16 protein-coding genes are annotated in these 17,855 nt (G+C 70.8%); 10 read left to right on the forward strand and 6 right to left on the reverse strand.

Annotation, left to right across the window (positions count from 1 at the left end):
• Positions 1-34: 34 nt before the first annotated feature.
• The 6 genes from ACTH43_RS12720 (at position 35) to ACTH43_RS12745 (ending at position 5,764) form a co-directional block, all read left to right on the forward strand.
• A complete protein-coding gene (locus ACTH43_RS12720) occupies positions 35-1,264 on the forward strand; it encodes an SHOCT domain-containing protein (protein WP_441445269.1) in 1,230 nt (409 codons plus the stop codon).
• A gap of 337 nt (positions 1,265-1,601) precedes the next feature.
• On the forward strand, positions 1,602-2,846 hold the full coding sequence (locus tag ACTH43_RS12725; protein WP_441445270.1) for a TFIIB-type zinc ribbon-containing protein: 1,245 nt from the start codon (positions 1,602-1,604) through the stop codon (positions 2,844-2,846).
• 69 nt (positions 2,847-2,915) lie between these two features.
• The gene (locus tag ACTH43_RS12730) at positions 2,916-3,236 is read left to right on the forward strand and encodes a hypothetical protein (protein WP_441445271.1); all 321 of its coding nucleotides are present in this window, start codon (positions 2,916-2,918) and stop codon (positions 3,234-3,236) included.
• A gap of 1 nt (position 3,237) precedes the next feature.
• Positions 3,238-4,902, forward strand: a complete 1,665-nt coding sequence (locus ACTH43_RS12735; protein ID WP_441445272.1) for an FAD-binding dehydrogenase — start codon at positions 3,238-3,240, stop codon at positions 4,900-4,902.
• On the forward strand, positions 4,899-5,438 hold the full coding sequence (locus tag ACTH43_RS12740) for an AAA family ATPase (RefSeq protein ID WP_441445273.1): 540 nt from the start codon (positions 4,899-4,901) through the stop codon (positions 5,436-5,438). Before ACTH43_RS12735 ends, ACTH43_RS12740 begins: the two co-directional genes overlap by 4 nt.
• A 2-nt stretch (positions 5,439-5,440) precedes the next feature.
• Positions 5,441-5,764, forward strand: coding sequence for a cupin domain-containing protein (locus ACTH43_RS12745; RefSeq protein WP_441445274.1), 324 nt, complete (start codon positions 5,441-5,443; stop codon positions 5,762-5,764).
• Positions 5,765-5,774: 10 nt separating this feature from the next.
• Here the strand turns inward: ACTH43_RS12745 and ACTH43_RS12750 are convergent, their stop codons facing one another.
• Entirely contained in the window at positions 5,775-6,671 is an 897-nt protein-coding gene (locus tag ACTH43_RS12750) for an NAD(P)-dependent oxidoreductase (RefSeq protein WP_441445275.1), read from the reverse strand.
• A gap of 112 nt (positions 6,672-6,783) precedes the next feature.
• Between ACTH43_RS12750 and ACTH43_RS12755 the strand changes: the two genes are divergently transcribed.
• Both ACTH43_RS12755 and ACTH43_RS12760 read left to right on the forward strand, forming a co-directional pair.
• Positions 6,784-8,004, forward strand: coding sequence for an endonuclease/exonuclease/phosphatase family protein (locus ACTH43_RS12755; protein ID WP_441445276.1), 1,221 nt, complete (start codon positions 6,784-6,786; stop codon positions 8,002-8,004).
• A gap of 39 nt (positions 8,005-8,043) precedes the next feature.
• Positions 8,044-8,892 carry a sulfurtransferase gene (locus tag ACTH43_RS12760; RefSeq protein WP_441445277.1) on the forward strand — a complete coding sequence of 283 codons (849 nt, stop codon included), beginning with the start codon at positions 8,044-8,046 and terminating at the stop codon, positions 8,890-8,892.
• A 45-nt stretch (positions 8,893-8,937) separates the two neighbouring features.
• Here ACTH43_RS12760 and ACTH43_RS12765 read toward each other — a convergent pair whose 3' ends face one another.
• The gene (locus tag ACTH43_RS12765) at positions 8,938-10,743 is read right to left on the reverse strand and encodes an alpha/beta hydrolase (RefSeq protein WP_441445278.1); all 1,806 of its coding nucleotides are present in this window, start codon (positions 10,741-10,743) and stop codon (positions 8,938-8,940) included.
• A 104-nt stretch (positions 10,744-10,847) separates the two neighbouring features.
• On the opposite strand from ACTH43_RS12765, the gene ACTH43_RS12770 reads away from it, so the two are divergent.
• Positions 10,848-11,789: a phosphoglycerate dehydrogenase gene (locus ACTH43_RS12770; protein WP_441445279.1), complete on the forward strand. Its 942-nt coding sequence runs from the start codon at positions 10,848-10,850 to the stop codon at positions 11,787-11,789.
• Positions 11,790-11,814: 25 nt separating this feature from the next.
• Here the strand turns inward: ACTH43_RS12770 and ACTH43_RS12775 are convergent, their stop codons facing one another.
• On the reverse strand, positions 11,815-13,644 hold the full coding sequence (locus tag ACTH43_RS12775) for a BCCT family transporter (RefSeq protein ID WP_441445280.1): 1,830 nt from the start codon (positions 13,642-13,644) through the stop codon (positions 11,815-11,817).
• Positions 13,645-13,841: 197 nt separating this feature from the next.
• Entirely contained in the window at positions 13,842-14,618 is a 777-nt protein-coding gene (gene mtnN, locus ACTH43_RS12780; protein ID WP_441445281.1) for a 5'-methylthioadenosine/S-adenosylhomocysteine nucleosidase, read from the reverse strand.
• A 107-nt stretch (positions 14,619-14,725) separates the two neighbouring features.
• Between mtnN and ACTH43_RS12785 the strand changes: the two genes are divergently transcribed.
• Positions 14,726-15,634, forward strand: a complete 909-nt coding sequence (locus tag ACTH43_RS12785) for an alpha/beta hydrolase fold domain-containing protein (RefSeq protein WP_441445282.1) — start codon at positions 14,726-14,728, stop codon at positions 15,632-15,634.
• 21 nt (positions 15,635-15,655) lie between these two features.
• Here the strand turns inward: ACTH43_RS12785 and ACTH43_RS12790 are convergent, their stop codons facing one another.
• Together ACTH43_RS12790 and argS are read right to left on the reverse strand one after the other, a co-directional pair.
• Positions 15,656-16,363, reverse strand: a complete 708-nt coding sequence (locus ACTH43_RS12790; protein WP_441445283.1) for a lysoplasmalogenase family protein — start codon at positions 16,361-16,363, stop codon at positions 15,656-15,658.
• A gap of 175 nt (positions 16,364-16,538) precedes the next feature.
• On the reverse strand, positions 16,539-17,855 hold a 1,317-nt coding region (argS, locus tag ACTH43_RS12795), incomplete at its 5' end, for an arginine--tRNA ligase (RefSeq protein ID WP_441445284.1).

Raw genomic sequence — 17,855 nt, forward strand, 5'->3', positions numbered from 1 at the left:
GATCACACAGTCGCGGGGGAACGAAGGAGCTGACATGGGATTCATCCAGGCATTCAAGGGCGCGGTCGGCGGGATGCTCGCCGATCAGTGGAAGGACTTCCTCACCGTTCCGAACGGTCTGCCGCAGACGGCAGCACTGTTCCCGGCGGTCCCGCGGGGCACCAACGCCGGCCGCGGCTCGAACACCCGCGGCTCGGAGAACATCATCTCCAACGGGTCGAAGATCCTGGTGCCCCAGGGCTACGGCCTGATCACCGTGGTCGATGGCCGTGCGACCGGCCTGATCACGGAGGCCGGCGGCTACGAGTTCAACGACTCCTCCCCGGATGCTCGCTCCGTCTTCGCCGGTGACGACATCCTCGCCTCCACCGTCGGCACCTCCTGGGAGCGGTTCAAGTTCGGCGGCCGCCCCTCCTCGCAGCAGCTCGCCTTCTACGTGAGCCTCAAGGAGATCCCGGATAACCGCTTCGGCACCCAGTCGGAGATCTACTGGGACGACGCGTACCTCAACTCGCAGGTCGGCGCCGTGTGCCGCGGTTCGTACACGCTGCGGATCATCGACCCGCTGCTGTTCGTGCACAACTTCGTGCCGGCCACCTTCATCTCCGCGAACGCTCCGGTGTTCGACTTCGCCGATGTGGACAACAAGGCCGGCAGCCAGCTGTTCCAGGAGGTCGTCGGCTCTCTCGCGCAGGCGTTCTCCCGCTACACGAACGATCCCGACAAGGGCAACCGGATCTCCAAGATCCAGGGTGATTCGGTGGGCTTCGCGCAGTCGCTCTCCGCCGCCGTCGAAGAGGGCTACCGCTGGTCCAGCGACCGCGGCCTCGCGATCGTGAAGACCGCGATCGTCTCGATCGAGTACGACCAGCACACCCGTGAGCTGCTCAAGGACGTGCAGAAGGCCGACGCCCTCTCCGGCGCCCGCTCGCAGTCGTTCATGAACCAGGCCGCCGCGCGCGGCGTGCAGGCCGCCGGGGAGACCGGTGGCGGTGCGGGTCTGGCGATGTTCGGGGCGGGCATGGGCGCGGCCGGCGGCATGGTCAACCCCGTCCAGCCGTGGGCGCCGCCGGGCCAGCAGGGCGCCCCGCAGCAGGCCGCGCCTCAGCAGGGTGCACCTCAGCAGCAGACGGCGCAGCAGCAGGCGGCGCCGGCGCAGGACGACCCGGTGGCCAAGCTCGCCCAGTACAAGCAGATGCTGGATCAGGGCCTGATCTCCGACGAGGACTACGAGGCGGCGAAGAAGGCCGCTCTCGGCCTCTGAGCCGGCGCCCCGCAAAGCGATGACAGTGCCTCCTGAGCGCCCGCCGTGGGCGCGACCGGACCAGCCTGCCAGGCCTTCTCAGCCTGGCGGGCCGGTCCCGCCCGCCCCGACCGGGCAGCCGCTGCGTCCCGGACAGCCCGGACGGGGGGCAGCGCCCGACGGAGACCCGCGGTTCACCCCGTCGGGCGCCCCGAGTGCCGCACCGCAGGCGATGCCCCAGTGGCCCGCCGGCGCTCAGCCCGGCGGCGCTCAGCACAGTGGAGCTCAGCAGGGTGGAGCGCAGGGCGGACCGCCCCAACAGCCACCGAAGCAGTCTCAGCAGCCCCCGCAGCAGCAGATGCTCGGGAACGACGCGGTCGCCGGGGCGGCCGAGGCGGCGCTGAAGCACTCCTCGAACCGGATCATCGACACCAGCTCGGGCAAGGACGACGGGCTGAACAAGTGTCCCCGCTGCGGTGGTTCGGACATCCACTATTCGCTGAGCGCGAAGGCGCTGTTCTGCTCCTACTGCCGACACACCTGGAACGAGGAGAACGCGGAGCGGGCCTTCGGGCTGGACTCCTCGATCGCGGAGCTGCGCGGCCACACCCTGGCCTCGGGCACAGCGGACATCCGCGAGGACCTCACCACCGTGACCCTGAAGTGCCAGGGCTGCGGCGCCGAGGTGGTCATCAACGTCGAGCAGCAGCTGCAGGCCCGTTGCCACTGGTGTCGGCAGACCCTCTCGATCAACACCCAGATCCCCAACGGCGCGATCCCCGATGCGGTGCTGCCCTTCCAGCTCACCCGCGAAGAGGCGATCGAGCGCATCAGTGCTTTCGCGGGCAAGCGCAAAGCCTTCGCGCACGCCCGCTTCAAATCGGAGTTCGTCCCCGACAACGTGATGGGCGTGTACATCCCGTACATGGTGGTGGACGGGAACATGCATGCCGTCCTCCAGGGCACCGGTGAGGTCACCACCCGCCAGTACACGGTGCGGCGGAAGGTCGGGAAGGACAACTACGTCACCGAGACCTACTACGACGCGGACGTGTACTCCGTCCAGCGAGCCTTCGACCTGCTGGTGGACGACCTCACCGTGGAGTCCGCCGAGCGCTTCGATGTCAAGGACAACAAGCAGGCCACGAACAACATCCTCAATGCGGTGCAGCCGTATGACACCGAGAACGCCGTCGCCTACAACTCGAACTACCTCAAGAACTTCACCTCGGAGCGCCGTGACCTGAACGTGCGCGACGTGGACGACGAGGTCGAGAACCGATTCCTGGCGATCGCCCGGGCGAAGGCAGGCCCCACCATCGGCCGCTACGACCGCGGGGTGCGCTGGGAAGAGGAGGGGGTCGCCGTGCGCGGCACCCGCTGGGTCTCGGTGTACGTGCCGGTGTGGCTGTACAGCTACGCGGACTCCGCGAAGGGCGAGGGCTCCCTCGTGCACTACATCGCGGTCAACGCGCGCAACGGCAACACCATGGGTTCGGTGCCCGTCTCGCACCCGAAGATCTTCGCCGTGGCCTGCGCCGCCGGCACGGTGGCCGCGGTGATAGCGGGCGCAGTCGGCGTCGGCTGGTTCCTGATGGGATGAGGCCGACGATGATCCAGAGGATGCCCGCCCACTGCCCCCGTTGTGATGGTCCTGCCCGAGGAGGATGCGATGCTCCCGCTGCTCGCTGAGCTGGCCGCCGATCCGACGACCACGATGCTGCTGGCCGACTCCGACTCCGGAGCCATCGGCATCGCATTCCCCTTCCTCGCCGGCCCGGCGGTGTTCGCCGCGGTCTACGGCGGGATCTACCGCTACTACCGCAACACCGACAAGCGCCACCAGTTCGAGAAAGAGACGGAGGTCGCCGTCGGCAATCTCCGTCAGGGCGATCGGAAGGTCGGGACCAACAACCGCCAGAAGAGCAGCTCCATGTCCGGGCGCAACAGCACCGATCACCTCAAGCGCGTGCGCCGCGTCAAGGTGCAGTGACATGAGCGCCGAGGTGATCGTGGTGGGAGCCGGGCTGGCGGGGCTGGTGGCCGCCACCGAGATCGCCGACGGCGGCAGGCGCGTGCTGCTGCTCGAACGCGAGGGGGAGCAGGACCTCGGCGGCCAGGCCTGGTGGAGCTTCGGTGGGCTGTTCCTCGTCGACTCCCCGGAGCAGCGCCGACTGGGGATCCGCGACAGCCTCGACCTGGCCCGCCAGGACTGGCTGGGCTCCGCCGCCTTCGACAGCCCCGCAGACCACTGGCCACGGCGCTGGGCAGAGGCCTACCTGCAGTTCGCGGCCGGGGAGAAGCGGGAGTGGCTGCGCGAGCTCGGCCACCGCAGCTTCCCGGTGGTGGGCTGGGCCGAGCGGGGGGACGGTCGCGCCGAGGGACACGGCAACTCAGTGCCGCGCTTCCACATCACCTGGGGCACCGGCCCGGGGATCCTCGAACCCTTCCTGCACAAGCTCGCCGCACATCGCGAGGCCGGCCGCATCGTGCTGCGCACGCGGCACGCGGTCGAGGATCTGCTGGTCGAGGACGGGCGCGTGACCGGGGTGCGCGGCAGCGTCCTCGCAGCCGAAGCCAGCGCGCGCGGAGTCGGCTCGACCCGAGAGGTCACCGGGGAGTTCGAGGAGCACGCTGCGGCGGTGCTGGTGGCCACCGGCGGCATCGGCGGCAACCAGGAGCTGGTGCGTCAGCTGTGGCCCGCGGAGCTGGGGACCATGCCCGAGCAGTTCGTGCACGGGGTGCCGGCGAGCGTGGACGGCACGGGGATGCTCGCCGCGACCCGGGCCGGCGGTCACTGGATCCACCAGGACCGGATGTGGCACTACACCGAGGGAATCCGCAACTGGGACCCGGTCTGGCGGGGACATGGGATCCGCATCCTGCCCGGCCCCTCCTCGCTCTGGATCGACGCCCGTGGGAGACGGCTGCCGGCGCCCGCCTATCCCGGCTTCGACACCACCTCGACGCTCCGCCACCTGCGCACCACCGGCCATGACCACTCCTGGTTCGTGCTCACCGCGAAGATCATCGAGAAGGAGTTCGCGCTCTCCGGCAGCGAGCAGAACCCGGACCTCACCGGCAGGGACGTCCGGCAGGTGCTCTCTCGGATCAAGCCCGGCGCGCCCGGCCCGGTGCAGGCCTTCCTCGATCACGGCGAGGACTTCCTGCAGGCGGATTCCGTTCCCGACCTGGTCCGCCAGATGAACGCGCTGACAGGTGAGGAGCTGATCGAGGCTGAGGAGCTCGAGCGCGTGATCCGCGCCCGGGACGCAGAGGTGCGGAACCCGTTCTCGAAGGACGCTCAGATCACGGCCCTGCGCGGAACGCGGAAGTACGTGGGTGACCGGCTGATCCGCACTGCCGCCCCGCATCGGCTGCTGGATGCGAAGGCCGGTCCGCTGATCGCGGTGCGCCTGCACGTGCTGCTGCGCAAGACCCTCGGCGGCCTCGAGACCGATCTCGGCGGGCGGGTGCAGCGCGAGGCGGGTACGGCCGCCGGCACCGAGCCGCTGCCCGGTCTGTACGCGGCGGGTGAGGCGAGCGGGTTCGGGGGCGGCGGCGTGCACGGGCACAACGCCCTCGAGGGCACCTTCCTCGGTGGCTGCCTCTTCTCCGGCCGGCAGGCCGCCCGCGGCGTGCTCGAGGACCTGCGATGAGTACGGCTCCGGGATGCCGGGCGCTGCTGCTCATCGGCGCGGTGGGGGTCGGGAAGACGACCACCGCCGACGCGACCGGCGCGGAGCTCGAGGCGCGTGGCGTCCCCGGCGCGGTGATCGACCTCGATGCGATCCGCCGAGCCTGGCCCTCCCCGCCGGGGGATCGCTTCAACTCCTCCATCGAGCTGGCGAACCTGCGCGCCGTGGCCCGGAACTACCGGGAGGCTGGCGCGCGGCGGCTGGTCGCCGCCGGGGTGATCGAGGAGAGGCGGCATCGTAGCCGGTACGAGGAGGCGATGGGCGCCCCGCTGACCGTCGTGCGTCTCACCGCGCCGCGGGAGCTGGTGCGGTCGCGCCTCCGCCGCCGCCACGAGCTCGACCCGGAAATGCTGGCGTGGCACCTGGACCGCTTCGACGAGCTCACCGCCATCCTCGACGCCGCCGAGATCGAGGACCACATGGTCCCGATCGCCGAGGACCCCCGCGCCACGGCCCGCGCCGTGCTGGCAGCCGCTCTGCCGGAGGGGAGGGTCTGAGCATGGAGATCACGAGCAGCCCGCTGGACGACCTTGACGGGGTGCTGGGTGTGGCAATGACACACCTGCTCGAGCTCGGCAGAACGGAGGGGACACACGTGCACCTCGCGCGCCTCGCGGCGGGCTCTTCGCGGCCCAGGCATCCTGCGGGGCCGGACCAGCTCTTCCACGTCGTGTCGGAGCGTGGGAGCGTCGCGACATCTGACGACGTGCGCGTGCCCGTCGGCCCCGGCGACTCCGTGCGCTGGACGCGCGGCGAGGAGCACACGCCCTGGGCGGAGACGGGCATGACGGTGCTCATCGTCCAGCACCGGGCGGCGGACTGACCCGCCCGGCTCACTTCCCGGTGCGCTCGGCCTCCTCGAGCAGGATGGTGGAGAAGTCGTGCTCGCTGTGTCCGGCGGCGATCTCCGCCTCGAGCGAGGCGAGCGCCCCGTGCAGGGCCGGCAGGTCGGAGCCGGGGCGGGGCCCGGCGTCGTCGCTCGCCGTCCCGTCGGCCGTGCCGACGACGCTGTCGATCATCAGCCGGGCATCCTTCGCGATCGCATTCGCCGTGAAGTCTCCGCCCTCGGTCGTGCGCTCGCCGCGGACGAAGGGGCCCTTCATCGTGGCGATGAAGGCGAGACCGGTCCCGCCGAGCATCTCGAGGGTCTCCTCGGCGGAGGCGCCGGTCGCCTCGCCGAGGGCGAGCGCCTCGCGCAGGCCCTGCGCGCTGATCGCAAGGGCCAGGTTCGCAAGCAGCTTCCCGACGGCGGCCTTCCGGCCGGAATCCACCCCGATCAGCCGCGTCGGATCGGCCCAGGGGGCCACCAGCTCCATCACCCGGGCCCGCAGGGCGGCGTCAGGGGTGCCGACGTAGACGCCGAGCGCGCTGTGGCGGGCGGGGCCCAGCGAGCCGACCACCGGCACACCCACATAGGTGGGGACTGCGGCGGCGAACTCGTCCGCATCGGCGGGGGAGACGGTCGTGGTGTCCACCCAGGGGATGCCCCCGGGGATCAGCGCGGGCGCGATGACCGTCTCGCGCACCGCGTCGGGTCCGAACAGGGAGGTGATGACCAGTTCGGCACCGTCGACGGCCGCAGCGGCGGTGGCGGCGACCGCGGCACCCGCATCGGCCAGCCGCGCGGTGCGGTCCGCGGTGCGGTTCCAGACCGTCAGCTCGTGGTCCTTGATCAGGTGAAGGGCGAGCTCGGTGCCCATGCGGCCGGTTCCCAGGAATGCGATTCTCATGCTCCCCAGTCTGTCATCTGGCGCGCATCTGGCGCGGCTCACGGGAGGGGGTGCAGGCGGGCCGTCCACAGCGAACTGTCGTGCGCTCTCCGGAGAGTGCACAATGGAGGGTATGACTCCTCGCGTAACCCGTCGTCGAGCACTCGTCGCGGCTGCTGCCGCCGGTTTCGGTCTGCCCGCCGTGGCGGAGGCCGCCCCGGCACCTGCTCGTCACAGCGGCCGCTTCCAGAACCTGCGAGTCGCGACCTTCAACGCCTCGCTCAATCGGGGCCGGGCCGGGCAGCTGCTCGAGGACCTCGCCACCGGTGAGGACCCGCAGATCCGCGCGGTCGCCGAGGTCATCCAGATCAACAACCCCGACGTGCTGCTGCTGAACGAGTTCGACCACGACGAGGCCGGTGCCGGCCTGGACCTCTTCCGCGAGAAGTACCTCGAGGTGCCGCAGAACGGCAAGAGCGCGGTCTTCTACCCCTACGTCTTCACCGCCCCGGTGAACACCGGGGTGCCCAGCGGGATGGATCTGAACCGTGATGGGACCGTGGGCGGGCCGGATGATGCCTGGGGCTTCGGGGAGTTCCCCGGCCAGTACGGGATGGCGATCCTCTCCCGCTTCCCCATCCTCAAGGATCAGGTGCGCACCTTCCAGAACCTGCTCTGGGCGGACATGCCCAGCAACCTGCTGCCCACCGAGTTCTACGGCCCGGAGATCGCGGCCCGGCTGCGCCTGAGCTCGAAGTCGCACTGGGACGTTCCGGTGCAGGTCGGTCCGAGCACCCTGCATGTGCTGGCCGCGCATCCCACCCCGCCGAGCTTCGACGGGCCCGAGAAGCGCAACCAGCGCCGCAACAGCGACGAGATCCGCCTGTGGGCCGACTACCTCAGTCCCGGCCGACGCTCGAGCTGGATCGTCGATGATGCCGGCATTCGCGGAGGGCTCGCACCCCAGGAGCAGTTCGTGATCCTGGGCGACTACAACTCCGATCCGCTCGACGGCGACTCATGGCCCGGTGCTATCGATCGGCTGCTCTCCCATGCGCGGGTGCAGGACACCAAGCCCCGCAGCTCGGGCGCGGTGGAGGCTGCGACCACGCAGGGGGCGGCGAACCGCGAACATCTCGGGGACCCCCAGTTCGACACCGCCGACTTCGGCGACGATCCCGCCCCGGGCAACCTCCGGGTGGACTATGTGCTCCCCTCTCGGCCGCTCCAGGTGGTCTCCTCCGCGGTGTTCTGGCCGTCGCAGGGACACCCCGGCAGCGAGCTGACCGGCGTGTACCCGTTCCCGACCTCCGATCATCGCCTGGTGCGGGTGGACCTCCAGCTCAAGTCCTGAGCCCTGCGTGAACGCACTGTGGGGTCGTAGGCTTCTGACATGACCTCCGCACTGCCTCCGATCATCGACATCGCCCACCTGCAGACGCTGCTCACGGGAGCCGCTGCGGGTGACAGCCAGGTCCAGCTGCTCGACGTGCGCTGGGCGCTGGATGGTTCCAAGGGCCATCACACCTATCTCGAGGGTCATCTGCCGGGTGCGGTCTACCTCGACCTCGACACCGAGCTGGCCGCTCCCGCCCGGCGCGAGGCGGGGCGTCACCCCCTTCCTGCGGCGGCTGACTTCGCGGCGTCGCTGCGCAGGGCCGGCATCACGGAAGGCTCCACCGTGGTCGCCTACGACGACAGCAACGGGGCCCCGGCCGGTCGCCTGGTGTGGATGCTGCGAGCACTGGGGCACGACGCCGCGGTGCTCAGCGGCGGTCTGGATGCCTGGGACGGGCCGCTGGAGACGACGGACGTGCGTCCCACAGCCGGTGACGTGCCGGTGCGTGACTGGCCCGCGAGCCGCATCGCCACCGCTGACGAGGTCGCCGCCGGGGCGGCCCTGGTGATCGATGCCCGCGCCGCCGAGCGCTACCGCGGGGAGGTCGAGCCGATCGACCCCCGCGCCGGGCACATCCCCGGCGCCGTGAACCTGCCCTTCGCCGAGAACCTGGATCCGGAGGGCCGCTTCCTGTCCCCGCACCAGCTGCGTCGCCGCTTCGAGGCCGCCGGGGTGCGCGAGGACCGTGAGACCGTCGTGTACTGCGGCTCGGGCGTCACCGCGACCCATGACCTGCTGGCTCTGGAACGTGCAGGCTTCACCCGGGTGCGCCTGTTCCCGGGATCGTGGTCGCAGTGGAGCGCGGAGGCATCCCGTCCCGTGGCCGTCGGACCCATGCCCTGAGCGGGCGCGGTCTCCTGCACGCAGGAGCACCGCTCACGGCTGCTCTCATGGCTGTGGGGTGATCTCGCGGATCGCGTCGACGATCGCGCGGAGCCAGCGCCGCTGCGCCATCTGCTGCGCCTCGGTTCCGGCCCCGGCGCCGTCCTGGCCCAGCACCGCGGCCCAGATCGGCACCATCTCCTCGTGATAGGAGTGACCGTGACCTCCTCTGACCTTGATCGACAGCGGCATATCCGCCGCGATCTGCCAGAAGGTGATCCAGGGGAACCAGCGCATCGCGGGGGTGACATCGTGACCCACCCGTTCCCGCAGCCAGGCCGGTTCCCGCCAGAGCAGTGAGAGATCCATCCAGACCACCGGGTCGGAGGGGTGCTGGGCGTAGACCACCCGCGGATGCTCCCACGGCGCGTAGAGGCCGCCCCAGTAGTTGCGCACCAGGTCCCGCGGCCGGGTGACCACACGGATGTTGCGCCCGCTGTCGATGATCGGGGCGACGGCGGGGGAGCCGGGACGGGAGTGCGCGGTGAGCTGCTGCCAGAGCGGCGTGATGCTCGGGGTCCCGGTCCAGACCGCGCCGTCGATCGTGGAGAGCATCTCCGGGACGTCCCGGAAGGCGGCCTGACCGCCATAGGAGCCCAGGGATTCCCCGGCCACATAGAGCGCCGGCCGGCGATCCGCCGGGAGCTCGGCCAGCCGGCGCCGGACCGCGTCGAGCAGCAGGCGCCCGGCCCGCTGGGGGGAACGACGGTCCACCAGATACGTCAGCGGGCTGGGGTAGAAGGAGTACTGGATCGAGGCGGTGGCGCAGTTCCCGGCCGTGAGGAACTCGATCGCCGAGAGCGACCATTCCTGCAGCCAGCCGGTGCCGGTGCCGGTGAACAGCACCAGCACCTCGCGGTCCCAGGCCCCGGTGCGGTCCAGCTCAGCGATCAAGGCGGCGGTGGTGTCCTCGAGCGAACGGGAGGCGGACTTCGCTGCGTAGACGCGGATCGGCTCGAGCGCCTCCCGGCCGACGGTCCGGGTGATCAGGCGGCGGTCCGCGCCGCCGGAGACGATCTTCCGGCCGGGCGCACCGAGCGACTGCCAGGTCTCGAGCGACTGGGGACCACCCGAGCGCAGCGGCGAGGTGGGGCGGGGGACATCCGGGGAGATCAGCAGGTTCGCGGCCTCGGCCCGCTCCAGCATGTTCTCCAGCACACGGCCGCGGAGCAGCCGGTCGGTGACCACCGCGACGGTCGCCGCGGTGAGCAGCAGGGAGAGCACGCGCACGGTCCGGGGTGGGAGGTAGGGACGCAGCATCGCGCGGTACAGGTGCGCGGTCGCGATCACCGAGCGGGCCAGCACCAGGGCGCCGAGAGAGGCGCCGAGGCCCGCCGCGCTGCCCACCACGTGGGTCGCGAGGCTCTTCGGCTCCTGCTGCACCCGATGGCTGATCTCCCGCTGACGCCGCACCCCTCGCACCCAGGAGTAGGACGAGATGCCCACCAGCGCGGCCGCTCCGGCCCAGCGAGCCCGGACGCGATGATCGGGAGCGATCTGCACCTGCAGACCGATCTCGCTGGCGATCCGACGCACCAGCTTCCTCGCCAGCACGCCGCTCGCGTAGCCGTAGACCTCGGACAGCCCGATGTTCACGCCCCACATCCACCAGGTGCGCGGCAGCAGGCTCGGGGAGGTGGAGATCCAGGCGGCGACCGATGCGCCGAGGAAGCCACCGGTGTCCAGCGGAGCCGCGACCGCGACCCGGCGGGCCCGCTGCCCCGTACCGCGGGTCGCCGAGCGCAGCATCGCGCGGGCACCGCCCGCCAGTCTGGTCAAGCTGAACAGGGATCGTGCGGGGCCGGAACGCATGCCCGCAGGCTATCGGACCAGCCCCCAGCACGGCATCCGGAAATCGTCGGTCCGGAGAGCGGCGGTGCGGCGCCGGGAGCAGCGCGGATCCGTAGTCTGGGGCCATGAAGATCCTGCTGCCCGACACCATCCCGCTGGACCCCACGCTGCCCGAGGGCTGGGAGGCGGTGACGATCGACGCCCGGGCCGAGATCCCGGCCGCACATCATGACGCGGACGCGCTGGTGGTCTGGGGAGCCTCCCGCCGCCATCTCGCCTCCGCGGCCGAGCAGCTGCCGGAGCTGAAGCTCGTGCAGTCGCTCTCGGCCGGGGTCGACGGGATCCTCGCCGCCGGCTTCCACGAGGATGTGGTGATCGCCGCCGGAGCTGGGCTGCACTCCCTCACGGTCAGCGAGCACGCCCTCGCGCTGCTGCTGAGCCTGGTGCGCCGCCTCCCGGAGAGCCGTGAGGCGCAGCAGCGCCACGAATGGTCCTCGGAGCTCGGCGGCCTGCAGCCTCTGCACCCCGAGGGCCGACTCACCACCCTGATCGGTGCCCGGGTGCTGATCTGGGGCTTCGGACAGATCGGGCAGACCCTCGCCCCCACCCTGCAGGCGCTCGGCGCCGAGGTGCGGGGAGCCGCCCGCAGCGCCGGCAACCGGGCAGGCTTCGAGGTGATCGCCGAGAAGACGGTGCACGCCGCGCTGCCCGAGGTGGACGTGCTGATCAACATCCTGCCCGCGACGGAGCAGACCTCCGGGATCGTGGGCCGCGAGGTGCTGGCCGCGCTCCCGGACCATGCGCTGCTGATCAACGTGGGCCGCGGCGCCACCGTGGACCAGGTCGCACTGCGCGAGGCGCTCGAGGCGGGCACCCTCGGCGGCGCCGCCGTGGACGTCACCGATCCGGAGCCGCTGCCGGCCGAGGACCCGCTGTGGGATGCCCCGCGCCTGCTGATCACCCCCCATGCAGCCGGCGGCCGTCCGGTCGGGGCCGACGCGCGGATCAGCGAGAACCTGCGCGCCCTGGTCCAGGGCGCGGAGATCCTGCACGTGGCGGCCCGCTGAACGGGATCGCCACGTGCAGCAGCGCTCAGGAACCGCGGGTGAAGGGGTTCTTCCGGCTGCGGCGACCGGGGGCGGCACCGCTCCCGGGGGCCTTGCTCGAACCATCCATCGGCGGGAGCTGCATCTCCCCGGTGAAGGTCTGCAGGTGCTCGGCGACCTGGACGTCGACCCGTGCGTCGACGCGATCGCCGATCTCCTCGGAGTAGCGCTCGATGAACTCTCGCTGACGAATCCGCAGCTCGAGCCGCTCGATGACCTCGACCTCCTTGCTCAGGGACCGCCAGAGCGAGATGCACATGCCGATCATCACGATCGAGAACGGAAGTGCTGACAGCAGCGCGAGGGACTGCAGCGCCGTCATCCCCGAGGCTTCGGCATCACCGGACAGCGAGCTGACCCAGATCAGGGAGGCCGCGATGACACCGGAGGCGGAGGCCCAGAAGATCCGGGTGATCCGCGGGGGGTTCGGGTCACCCTTGTGGGCGATCATGTCCATCACGAAGGCACCGGAGTCGGCGCTGGTGATGAAGAAGATCGAGACCAGGATGATGGCGATGCCCGAGAGCAGCGCGCCGGCCGGCAGCTGGGCGAAGGTGTCGAACAGCGCGGTGTTCGCGTCGATCGACCCGTCCTCCCCGGTGAAGTCGATGCCCTCGATGACGGACTTGTACAGCGCGGTGCCGCCCATGATGGTGAACCAGAGGAACGTCAGCGCAGTCGGGACCAGCAGCACGCCGGTGACGAACTGGCGCACGGTGCGGCCCTTGGAGATGCGGGCGATGAACACGCCGACGAAGGGCGACCAGGAGATCCACCAGCCCCAGTAGAACGTGGTCCAGCCGTTGATCCAACTGGCGCCCTCCTCACCGCGGAACGGCAGGGTCTGGAAGGCGAGCTGGAGGAAGTTCTGCAGGTAGTAGCCGATGTTCGAGACCACGTCGCGCAGCAGGAACAGGGTCGGGCCGAGGATCAGCACAGCGATCAGGAGGATCGCCGCCAGGCCCATGTTCAGGTTGGACAGCAGCTTGATGCCCTTGTCGACGCCGCTGGCGGCCGAGAGGGTCGCCAGCGCCGTCACCACGAGCACGATGATGACCTGGACCGTGGTGGAGTTCGGGAGCACTCCGAGGTGGTCGAGCCCGGCAGCGATCTGGTTCACGCCGAAGCCGAGCGAGGTGGCGATGCCGAAGAGGGTGCCCACGAGGGCGATGATGTCGATGACGTCGCCGATCCAGGTATCGGTGCGCTTGCCGAGAATCGGTTCGAGCGCCCACCGGATGGAGACCGGGCGGCCCCGCCGGTGCACCGCGTAGGCGACGGCGAGGCCGACGATGACGTAGATGCCCCAGGCGTGCAGGCCCCAGTGCAGGAAGGTCTGGCCGAGCGCGCGCTCGGCCCGGTCCGGATCCGCCAGACCCGCGGCGTTCGGCGGTGCCCCGGCCTCGCTGTAGAAGGTCAGCGGTTCCGCCGCCCCCCAGAAGACCAAGCCGATGCCCATGCCGGCGGCGAAGAGCATCGCGAACCAGGAGAAGAGGCTGTACTCGGGCTCGTCGTCGTCCTTGCCGAGCTTGATATTGCCCATCCGGCTGGCCGCGACCACGATGCCGAAGCCCACGAAGGCCGTGACGATCAGGACGTAGTACCAGCCGATCGAGCTCACGACCGTCGAGTTCAGGGTCGAGATCGCTGAGTTGAAGACGTCCGGCAGCAGCAGCGCGAAGGCCACGGCGAGCAGGATGATGCCTCCGGCGGTGAAGAAGACCGGCTTCGAGAGGGAGTACCCGCCCACAGGGCGCGGCACGTCATCGGAGGGGGAGGAGGGCGGGGGAGAGTTCGGTGTCGTCGGAGTGGACACGGTGCCTCTTTCCGGAAGGGGACGGGGACAGGCCCGACCGCCGCACCGCACACCACGAGGGTGATCCAGGTCACGAAATCGACGAACCGGGCCTCTGAACCTTAACGCGGACATCGAGGGCGGGGCCCTGCAGGAGCCCTTCAGACGGCCTGCGGGTGCGCCGTCACACAGCACACCGGCCGGGGCGCGGGCCGGCGTCAGCCCTGCGACAGCAGCGCCGCGAGCTCCTCCACCGCGCGCGCAGAGATCTCCGCGACCAGGTCCAGCTCGAGATGGAACTGCTGACCGGCGGCCGGCCCGCACAGGTCCGAGACTGCGCGCAGCGCGATGAAGGGAACCCGGAGCACCGCGGCGGTGCGGGCGCTCGCCGTGGTCTCCATATCGGTGCTCACCGCTGTCGGGAACCGCGCACGCATCGGCTCGGCGAGCTCGGCGGTGACGAAGGCGTCGCCGGAGAGCATCAGGCCGCGCCGCACCCCTCGGCCCGCTCCCTGTGCTCCGTGCGCGTCGGCTCGCAGTGCCGCCTGCTCGGCCAGATCCACCCAGTCCGGTGCAGCCTCGAAGCGCTCGGGACCGCCGGGGACCTGCCCCGGGGCGTAGCCGAAGGCCGTGGCATCCGCGATCGAGTAGGTGAAGGTCTCGCCCACCACCAGCGTGCCCACCTCGACGTCGGCCGCGAGACCGCCGCAGGAGCCGGCGGCGACGACCAGGGCCGGGGCAGTGCTGAGGATGCCCCAGGTGGCGGCCGCTGCGGCGGCGGCGATCCCGATCCCGGTGGTGACCACCACGGTGTCGATGCCCTGCAGGGCACCGCGCACAGCGGCGACGCCCCCGGTGAAGGGGACCTCGAGTTCGGAGGCATCTTCGAGCCGGGCGACCACCGGCGACGCCTCCTCGGGCATCGCGACGAGGACCAGCAGGGGGCCGGGGAACGGATGGGATGGCGCCGACGGAGGCAGGGGCGAGCGAGACATGGGGGAAGGCTACCGGGGCGCGGCGGCGGCCAGGTCCCAGCTCGGTTCGTTAGTCTGGACGCATACGCCAGCGAGGCGACCTTCGAGGTCGCGGACAGGAGGCACTGATGGGACGCATCCGAGACGTCGTGGTGACGGGGGCACGTGCCGTGCGACGGATCCCGATCCCCGCGGCTCTGTCCCACCAGGCGCTGAGCGAGGCTCGTCGCCCCAACCCGCCCGGCCACGTGCTGAAGTCCCACGCGATCGAGCCCGAGATGATCGGCCGGACCCGCACCATCTGGCTCGACGAGCACCGCGCCGAGAACGGCATCATCATCTACCTCCACGGCGGTGCCTACGTCTCCGGCCCGTTCGCGAGCGACTGGGCCTGGCTCTCCCGCCAGGCCGAGGCCAGAGGCTGCGCCGGGCTGATGATCGACTATCGCAACGCCCCCGACCACCAGCACCCGGTGGGTCGGGATGACGTGGAATCGGTGCTCGCCGCGCTCGCCGCCGACGGCCGCCTCACGGACCGTCCCTGGGTGCTGGCCGGTCAGCACTCCGGCGGCGGCCTGGCCTTCGTCATCGCGCGGCGGCTGGGGGAGCAGAGTGACATCCCCGCCCCCGTCGCGCTGATCGCGATGTCCCCCTGGCTGGACCTCGAGCTGTCCAACGCCGGGATCACCGAGACGGATCAGACCGATCCGGTGCATGAGCGGCGCCTGCTGCGGGACGCGGCGCGCCGCTACGCGGGGCGCACCGCGCTGGACGATGCGGATCTCTCCCCGATCAACGCCCGGCTCGACGAGCTGCCGCCCATCCACCTCAGCGTCGGGATGCGGGACCTGTTCCTCTCCGATGTGCGGGTCGCGAAGCTGCAGCTCGAGGAGAACGGGGCGGACCTGTCCTATCGCGAGGTCAGCGGCCGCCTGGGCCTGCAGCTGATCCCCCGCAAGGGCGAGGACATCGAGCGGCTCCACCGCGAGCAGGCGGAGCTGTTGGAGCGGGTGCTGGCACCCTCGCCGCGGTTCTGACCGGCAGAGCCCAGGCTGGCCTCAGTTCTCGACGATCACGAGGGCTGCGGTCGGCGCGCAGGCGGTCCAGCGGCGGCGCGGCAGCGCCTGGACCATGCCGGCGATCAGGAGGGCGTGGCCCACGGTGTACGTGAGCATCACCAGCTCGGTGCTGTAGGCGATCGAAGCGCCCGGCAGGAACCAGTCCATCGCCAGCAGCGAGCTGGACATCAGGAACAGGGTGCCCCCGGTCCAGGTCAGCCCGTTGCCGCCGGCCGAGAGGAAAGCCATCGTGGCCAGCGCCACCGCATAGGCCGCGACCACCGGCAGCAGGGGACCGGCGCCGTCGGCGCAGGCCACGAACAGCCCGATCACCACCCCTGCATAGGGGATGGCCAGGGCGATGCGCATCGCATCGCGGCTGCGCGCCCAGATCGGGGCCAGCGCCGCCGAGTAGAAGACCAGCGCCCCCAGGAAGCCGAACACCGTGAGGAGCTGGACGGCAGCGGGCAGCAGCTGGCCCAGCGTGTCTCCGGCCCAGGCGCACAGCAGCCCGCCGAGCAACAGGGTCGTGGTGCGGGAGCGCTGCGGCGCGGCGGTGAGCAGCACCGCCATCAACAGCGGTGCGAACAGGGGCTGGGTCAGCCGCTGGGCGACGTCCGCGTCCATCATCACGGCACCGATGTGCACGATCACCGTGAGGGCGTAGAGCGCCCAGAGCAGGTGGTGGACGGAGCGGATCGGCGGCACTGCTCAAGCGTAGGAACCGCTTCCCGTCCGGACCAGGGCATGAGCCGCTCGGATCGGGCACGTTTGGATAACGTCGGGCCACGTTTCGGTCACGACGGCCGACAGCTGTATGAATTGCCGCGGGTTGCCCGCCGGAGGCGTCACTCCGGCGGGGCCCAGAGCTCACATCCGGAGCTCACATCTGCTGAGGCGCGTTCACCCCGAGGGCGTCGAGACCGTCGACCAGCACCTGCTCGGTCAGCTGGGCGAGGGCGAGTCGGCCGGCCCGGATCCCCTCGTCGGACTCCTTGAGGATCGGGGAGGCCTCGTAGAACGAGGTGAATGCCTGCGCGAGCGAGAACAGGTAGGCGCACAGCCGGTGCGGTTCGAACTCGGCGCCGACCGCGGCGAGCGTCGGCCCGAACTCCAGCAGCGCCAGCGCGAGCGCCCGCTCCGCATCGTTCTCGACCTGCGGGGCGGCGGCCGCCGTGATCCCCTGGGCGGCGGCCTTGCGGCTGATCGAGCGGATCCGGGCCACCGCGTACTGCAGGTACGGGGCGGTGTTGCCGGTCAGGGCCAGCATCCGGTCCAGGTCGAAGGTGTAGTCCGAGTCGTGCGCGGTGGAGAGGTCGGCGTACTTCACACCGCCGATGCCGATGTCGTGGGCGATCTGCTCCCGCTCCGCCTCGGGCAGGTCCGGTCGCAGTTCCTCGATGACGGTGCGGGCGGTGGCCACGGCCTCCTCGAGCAGCGCCATCAGCCGCAGGGAGGAGCCGGAGCGGGTGCGCAGGATCTTGCCGTCCTCGCCGAGCACCGAGCCGATCTTCACGTGCTGCGCCTGGACGTCCTCCGGCAGCCAGCCGGCCTCGCGGGCGACGCTGAAGACCATCTGGAAGTGGAGTTCCTGGGCGGTGCCGACCACATAAGCGATGCGGTCGGCGCCGAGCGTCGTGGTCCGGTGGCGGATCGCGGCGAGATCGGTGGTGGCGTAGCCGTAGCCGCCGTCGGACTTGCGGATGATCAGCGGCAGCGGCTGCTCGTCCCGGCCCAGGAAGCCCTCGGGGAAGACGCACAGCGCGCCGTCGGAGATCCGCGCGATCCCGGCGGCCTCGAGATCCGTGCAGACCGCCTCGAGCAGGTCGTTGTAGCTGGACTCGCCGGCCAGGTGCTCGTCGGTGAGGGTGACGCCGAGCATGTCGTAGATGCGGTGGAAGTACTGCTTGGACAGCTCCACGAGGTTGGTCCAGATCCGCAGCGACTCGGCGTCGCCGGACTGCAGCGTGGACACGCGCTGGCGAGCGCGGGAGGCGAAATCGCCGCCCTCGGGTCCGGGGGTCCCCGCGCCCGCCTCCTGGGCCGCTTCTGCGGCGTCGAACTTGCCGCGCGCTGCCTGGTAGAAGGCGTTGGGATCGGTCTTGAGCAGATCGGCCTCGGCGCTGTCCTCGCCCACCTCGAGGAGGTGCTCGATGAGCATGCCGAAGGGGGTGCCCCAGTCGCCGATGTGGTTCTGGCG

The organism is Brachybacterium sp., from assembly GCF_052095815.1.
Classification (GTDB): domain Bacteria; phylum Actinomycetota; class Actinomycetes; order Actinomycetales; family Dermabacteraceae; genus Brachybacterium.